General features: G+C 40.3%; 1 protein-coding gene. It reads right to left on the bottom strand.

Going from position 1 to position 1,423, the window contains the following annotated elements:
• Window positions 1-11 precede the first annotated feature (11 nt).
• On the bottom strand, window positions 12-1,423 hold a 1,412-nt coding region (locus tag M2134_RS15745), incomplete at its 5' end, for an IS1634 family transposase (RefSeq protein ID WP_348525051.1).

Raw genomic sequence — 1,423 nt, 5'->3', positions numbered from 1 at the left:
TCCTGACTTCGTCAACGATTCACCCAGAAATTTTCATCAAATAGTTTTGCGATGCGTTGATGTCTCTTCATGATCATCGTCTTAGTTATGCTGCATTTGTTTTGTGGCAGATATACGCTAATGGTGGTTATAGTTTTTGCCATATTTAATACTTTATCAACACTCATTCTTATATCCGTTGCTTTTAATACCCGCTCTAACTCTTTATAAACCTTCAACGCAACAAAGCAAATGCAAACGTGTGCTTCAATACGTCTTCGTGTAAAGTGGAACATCGGACGTATTTCGATTTTGGATTTGGCAATTCTGAACGCTCGTTCCACATTCCATAAATTATGATAAGCGGCATACACCTGTCCTGTTGGGATTGTTGTATTTGTCAAGTAACCTTTTAATCCATCCCATGCAGCATCTTGGGCTATTTTATCATAGTTAATGGTAACATCGATTTGTGAGTGAATGTCTAAAAACTTATTGTATCCTCGTTTATTGATATTTTCTTTAGTTAAAGAGCCCCTGCGGTAGGCTTTCTCCAATCGTCGTACACCCTTATCTCTGTTATAAGCATCCTTCTTTGCCCGATCATCTGTATAACCGACCAACAGGCGTCTGCCTTTTCCCTTGTCTATTTCAAACATCTGACGGTCTATCTTAGGCTGAGCATGTATGTATTGACGAACAGACGCTTTCTCAGTCTTTAGTTTTGCTCCTATTATATACTTATACTCCAGACGCTCCAGCTCTTCGATATTTGCATTGTTCATCAACCCCGAGTCGGCAACTACAATAAATTCATCCAAACCGTATTCTTTTACAAACGCCTCTATAACGGGCAACATAGTGTGTCCTTCGTATTTGTTGCCCTCATGGATGCAGTAGGCTAAAGGGTAGCCGTCAAGGCTGACCAAAAGACCAAGTATAATTTGTGGATTACTGTGTCTGCCTTCTTTAGAGAATCCGGTCTTTCGTAAATCATCTTCCCTATCCGTCTCAAAGTAGAGGGTAGTAACATCATAGAACATTACACCTATAGAACCTCCGAGCAACGTACGAGTATGTTCAACGCTAATACGCTGCACTTGGTTATGTTGCTTATCCCCAAGCTTGTCTAAATAACGATAGATACGAGAGAGATCAACATCTTCATCGAAATGATTCTTCAGATATTCCACAGTTGCAGCTTTGCTAGCCGGATAGGACAGACGGGAAAGGACTAATTTACGGAGAATCTCATCTTTGATTTCATTGAAGCCAATCCGGTCAAAGACCCGATTCAGTATTAATTCTGTGCCGTTGATTAAGATATTGTCTATATTGGAAAGGATAGTCTCTACTGTTGCCAGCTCTTCTGATTTGGCTTCACGTTCCTCACCATAGAGATCTAACTCAGGTTGAATGGATAACTCTTTAGAGCGAATCCACT

Source organism: Parabacteroides sp. PM6-13 (assembly GCF_029892605.1).
GTDB lineage: Bacteria > Bacteroidota > Bacteroidia > Bacteroidales > Tannerellaceae > QVMG01.
This window is presented reverse-complemented; position numbering and strand designations above follow the sequence as displayed.